General features: G+C 67.6%; 5 protein-coding genes. All 5 read right to left on the bottom strand.

Going from position 1 to position 4,936, the window contains the following annotated elements:
• Positions 1 to 510: 510 nt before the first annotated feature.
• A complete protein-coding gene (locus NTW26_11480; protein MCX7022867.1) occupies positions 511 to 1,050 on the bottom strand; it encodes a Spy/CpxP family protein refolding chaperone in 540 nt (179 codons plus the stop codon).
• 44 nt (positions 1,051 to 1,094) lie between these two features.
• Positions 1,095 to 1,649, bottom strand: coding sequence for a zinc ribbon domain-containing protein (locus NTW26_11475; GenBank protein ID MCX7022866.1), 555 nt, complete (start codon positions 1,647 to 1,649; stop codon positions 1,095 to 1,097).
• A complete protein-coding gene (locus tag NTW26_11470) occupies positions 1,646 to 1,897 on the bottom strand; it encodes a zinc ribbon domain-containing protein (protein ID MCX7022865.1) in 252 nt (83 codons plus the stop codon). The genes NTW26_11475 and NTW26_11470 overlap by 4 nt, the downstream gene beginning before the upstream one ends.
• Before the next feature lie 242 nt (positions 1,898 to 2,139).
• Positions 2,140 to 3,483, bottom strand: coding sequence for a sigma-54 dependent transcriptional regulator (locus tag NTW26_11465; GenBank protein ID MCX7022864.1), 1,344 nt, complete (start codon positions 3,481 to 3,483; stop codon positions 2,140 to 2,142).
• A gap of 93 nt (positions 3,484 to 3,576) precedes the next feature.
• Entirely contained in the window at positions 3,577 to 4,524 is a 948-nt protein-coding gene (locus tag NTW26_11460; protein MCX7022863.1) for an NAD-dependent epimerase/dehydratase family protein, read from the bottom strand.
• Positions 4,525 to 4,936: the final 412 nt, after the last annotated feature.

The following is a 4,936-nucleotide window of genomic DNA, read 5'->3' as shown; positions in this document are numbered from 1 at the left end:
CATCATCGCAACCAGGGGTGAGGGTCGGGGTGGAAAGCGGCGGGGATTAAAATCCCCGCCCTACATATAGGCACACAGCGAAAACGGTTTCCCTCTCTCCGAGGGAGAGGGCGCCTACGCAGGGTGAGGGCTGCTCTATTCCCCCTCCCCCCTCTGGGGGGAAGCTCGCTTACGGGCCGGGGAGGGGGGTGGAACCGGGTGGGGTACGGAGCCCCCACCCTACGTCCAATGCCATACTGCGTAGGGCGGCAGCTCTGTATGTCGCCTTTCCCGTGGGAGGCCTGCGAGGCACGGACCGGAGCGTGCCCCCTCTCCCTGTGGGAGAGGGTTAGGGTGAGGGCTACCTTAAACAAAAACGGCGGGGACTAAAGTCCCCGCCCTACATTTAGGCGCACGGCTGTGGATAACAAACGGGCGGGTCTTAAAACCCGCCCCTACCCATGGAAAAAAGGGGGGAACCCGCGGGGGTTCCCCTTGTTGCGCCTCACCTGGGAGGGAGGGGGTTCGGCGCTAGTCGTCGGACATGCCCGGGCCGGGGCCCATGCCCGATCCGGGGCCCATTCCGGGACACGATCCCATACCGGGACCGGAACCCATGCCGGGGTCCATGCCCCCTTCGTGGTGGTCGAAGGCCTGCATCTCGTCGAAGAAGATCCGCTGCCCGTCGGTCAAAATATTCCGCACGGCGGCGCGCATCTCCAGCCGGGCGATGAGCATGTCGGTCTCCAGGGCGTCCAGTTTTTCCTTGGCCTTACGCACGGCGGCGAGGTCCGGGTCGGGGTCGCGCATCAGCTCCCGGAAGGCGTTCTTGGCCTCGTAAAGCTTGTCGCGCAGGTCCTGCATCGCATCGTGGTGCTCGTCGCGGATGGCGGCGATGGACTCGAGCTGATCCGCCGTGATGCCGGGGATGAAGGCCATGCACATGGGGCCGCCCCCTTCACCGGGCCCCCCGCCGTCGCGGTGCGGACCCTCCGATACCGCGGGCAGGGCGGTGACTAAGAGGATGCCTGTTATCAGGGCGAGAATCAGGGTCGTTTTTCTGCGTATCATCTCTCTCCTTTTAAGCGTTCCCGCCAGGCGGGACGCGTTGAATTTCACGATGAATCGGCGTCGGTCGAGCCTTTGCCGGATCCCAGCGGACCGGTGCAGTAGGGGCAGTAGTTCCAGCCGGTCTCCACGGGGCGTCCGCAGTGGGGGCAGCGTTCGAGCCGGGCCCCGCCGTCTTTCCGTCGGATTGCCCAAAACAGCGTCAGCGCGAGGCCCAGGCTCCCGAAGAACAACAGGACCAGCGGCCACAGGAAGGGCGGGTGCGGCGGTTCGACCATCATCCCACCCAGCCGTTCCCGGAACTCGGCCGAAGGGCACTCCCCGAGCTCGCGGAGGGCCTCCCGGCGCTGACCGGGACGCAGACCGCGGAAGAAGTCGAGGGCCCCTTCCCTCTCCTCGGCGCTCATCCGGTCAAGATTTTCGAGCATCGGCGGCGGCAGCTCCTCGGGCGCCTGGAGGCACTCCTGCGCCCCGTGACGCCAGGGGCTCGGCGGCGGTCCCCAACCTTCGACATGGTGCCAGAAGACGCCGATGAGCGCCACCCCGGCAACGACCGCCCCGACGGAAAGAACCCCAAGAACCGCGATTACCGGCTTTTTCACCTCGCCTCACCCCCCAGCGGCGTCCCGCAATGGGGACAGCTCTTCCGGAGGGAGCGCACCGGCTTGCCGCACGCCGGGCAGGCGGACTGGAGCCGCGACCCGCAGTGGGGGCAGGCCAGGTAGTCCCGGGAAATCTCGCCGCCGCAGGCCGGGCACAGGAGGCGGACCCGGTCCCCATCCCGCCGCTGGAGGTATCCGGCGAGGAGGCCGAGGACGGGCATGGCGAATATCAGCGCGATGATGAACATCTTTCTCCTTTGCCGGTATTAAAAGCAAGGGGCGTGCCAGGGGTCCGGCGGGCGAAAACGGCTGAGTGTATTTCACTGATAATACAGGCCTTGGGCAATTCGTGCGATTTACCCGTCCCTGACCGGGGACCCCGCCGGCGCAGGTTTTTGGTCAACGAAAGGCCCCCGGACGGCAGTCGGGGGTTCAAAATTTAGCAAACTCATTAATAATCAACGCGTTATCCGGCGCATGAAACCATGCGTCACGCCAGGCCGTACTTCTTCAGCTTGTACTGCATGGCGCCGCGCCCGATGCCCAGAATCTTCGCCGCCCGCTGCGCCACTCCCCCGGCTTCGGCCAGAGCGCGCTCGAGCATCCCCCGCTCCAGCCTCTCCAGCGCCTCGTCCAAGCCCATCTCTCCGGTCGGCGGCAGGGGCCAGTCCGTGGCCCCGGCTCCCGCAATCTCCGCGGGCAGTTCCTCCGGGGCTATCTCCTCCCCGCGGCCGAGAATCACCAGCCGCTCGCAGAGGTTGGAAAGCTCGCGCACGTTGCCCGGCCAGGCGTACCCGCGCAAGAAACGTTCCGCCTCCGGGGTGAATCTCCGCGGGGGTAGCCCGTGCGTCGCCGCCGCCCGCCTCAAAAAATGCCCCGTCAACAGAGGCACGTCCTCCCCCCGCTCCCGTAACGGGGGCAGCTCCACCGTCACCACCGCCAGCCGGTAGTAGAGGTCGTCGCGGAACTTTCCGCTCCCCACGGCCGCCTTCAGGTCGGAGTTGGTGGCCGCCGCGAGGCGCAGGTCCAGCCGCCGCGGTTTCGTCTCGCCCAGGCGGACCGTCTCCCCCTCCTGGAGGACCCGCAGGAGCTTGACCTGGGTCGCCTGCGGGAGCTCGCCGATTTCGTCCAGGAAGAGGGTGCCGCCGTCGGCCCGCTCGAAGAAGCCGGGCTTGTCCTTCACCGCGCCGGAGAAGGCCCCGCGGGCGTGGCCGAAGAGCTCGCTCTCCAGAAGCTCGGCGGGCAGGGCCGCCGCGTGCACCGCCACGAACTCGCCCTTACGGCCGCTCAGGCGGTGGAGCGCCCGGGCCGCCACCTCTTTGCCCGTGCCGCTCTCGCCGGTGAAGAGCACCGTGGCGCTCGTGGGGGCCACCCGGCGGACCGTCTCCATGACCGCCCGCCAGGCCGGGGAATCGCCGAGCGGCTCCGCGTCGCCCAGCCTCTCCCGCAAGGACGCCACCTCGTCCCGCAGCCGCTTCTTCTCGACGAGCCGCTCCAGGATGAGCGCCAGCGCCTCGAGCTCGAAGGGCTTTTCGAAAAAATCCTCCGCCCCGGCCTTCAGCGCCCGCACCGCCGTGTCCACGTCGCCGTAGGCGGTGAGAATCACCACGGGCGTTTCGGGGTGACCGGCGTTCATCTCGCCCAGGAGCGCGAGGCCGTCTCCGTCTGGCAGACGGAGGTCCAGGAGGACGGCGTCGGGCGTACTTCCGAGGAGCTTTCGGCGCGCCTCGCCCAGCGTGCCCGCCTGCAGGACGCGGTATCCCCTTTGCTCCAGACCGAGGCAGACCGCCCGTCGCAGGTTGGCCTCGTCCTCCACCACAAGAATCGTCGCCATGCACCCTCCGCGGGCGGTTCAACGACCCGGATTAGAAAACCGTGATTTAGTAGATGGGCGGCGCCGCAGGCTCTACCCCTCAAGGTCGGTGCTTCAGCGAGGGCTGCCCGAGGCGGACCAGTTGACCAGCCGGGTCAGTCCCGCGCGCAGGTCGAGCTTCGGCTTCCAGCCCAGCTCTTTTTGTATCCGACCGCTGTCCAGGGCGATCCGCTTCACCTCGTTGGGCTCGGGGGCATATTTCGGTTTCCCGCGATAGCCGGTGAGCGAGGCCAGGTGGTCGTAGATGTCCAGGGTGCTGGTCTCGACGCCGGTGCCCACATTGTACACCCGGCGCGAGGCCTCGGGCCGCGTGGCGGCCAGCCAAACCGCCTCCACCACGTCGCCCACGTACACGTAGTCCCGGGTGTTGGAGCCGTCGCCGTAAACGACCGGCTGCTCCCCAGCGCGCATCAGGCCGGTGAAGATGGCGCACACCCCGGCTTCGCCCCGCTCGTCCTGACGCGGACCGAAGACGTTGCCGGGCCGGATGACCGCGTAGTCCAGGCCGCGCTCGAGGGCGTACAGCCGCAGGTAGTGCTCCACCGTCAGCTTGCTGATGCCGTAGGCGCTCATCGGCCGGATGGGGTGGTCCTCGTCGCAGGGGATGTACTCGGGCTCGCCGTAGCCGGCGCCGCCGGTGGAGATGTAGACCAGCCGCCGCACACCGTGGACAGCCGCAAGGTGGATCACGTTCAGCGACCCGAGGACGTTGTACCGCGCGTCGAGGAGGTGGTCGTCGCAGCGGACCCGGACCTGGGCCGCGGCGTGGACCACCAGCTCCGGGGCGAACGCTTCGAAGAGTTTCCGGAGCGAACCGGCGCCGCTTCCGGGACCGTCGCCTTGCGAGACGTCCAGCTCGCTGAAGCCCCAGGCGGGGTCGAGGTTGCGGCGATGGCCGGAGTAGAGATTGTCCGCCACATGGACGGCGTGGCCCTCGGCGGCGAAGCGGTCGGCGATGTGGCTGCCGATGAATCCGGCGCCGCCCGTTACCAATACTTTCACTCGGGCCCCCTTCCCTTAGCATAAGCAAAAATCAGGCCACGGCGACCATCTCGGACTTACGCCCCCGGATTATAGCACCCGCCTCGATCACCCGCTAAGGTGAATCATGCCGCGGTGGCGGCTTTACACACCCGCCGCGGGTTTATCCACGCCGTGGGCCTAAATGTAGGACGGGGACTTTAGTCCCCGACATTTATATGCCCTGACCTTTACCCCGGCCTGTGCCTCATAAATAGCGATGACGTAGGGCGGGGATTCCTATCCCCGCCGCGTTTATCAAAGGCAGCCCTCACCCCCATCCCCGTCGGCGCGCCGCTCCCACGGGGAGAGGGGGGGTCGGGCCGACCTGAAGGTCGGCCCCTACGAGGGCGATGCGCGATTCGCGCCTCAGTAGGGGCGGGTGTCCACACCC

It is taken from the genome of bacterium (assembly GCA_026398675.1).
Classification (GTDB): Bacteria; RBG-13-66-14; RBG-13-66-14; order RBG-13-66-14; family RBG-13-66-14; genus RBG-13-66-14.
This window is presented reverse-complemented; position numbering and strand designations above follow the sequence as displayed.

Coding starts and splice junctions, on each gene's coding strand:
- NTW26_11465 (MCX7022864.1), bottom strand. CDS start 3,483: ATGGCGACGATTCTTGTGGTGGAGGACGAGGCCAACCTGCGACGGGCG.
- NTW26_11480 (MCX7022867.1), bottom strand. CDS start 1,050: ATGATACGCAGAAAAACGACCCTGATTCTCGCCCTGATAACAGGCATC.
- NTW26_11470 (MCX7022865.1), bottom strand. CDS start 1,897: ATGTTCATCATCGCGCTGATATTCGCCATGCCCGTCCTCGGCCTCCTC.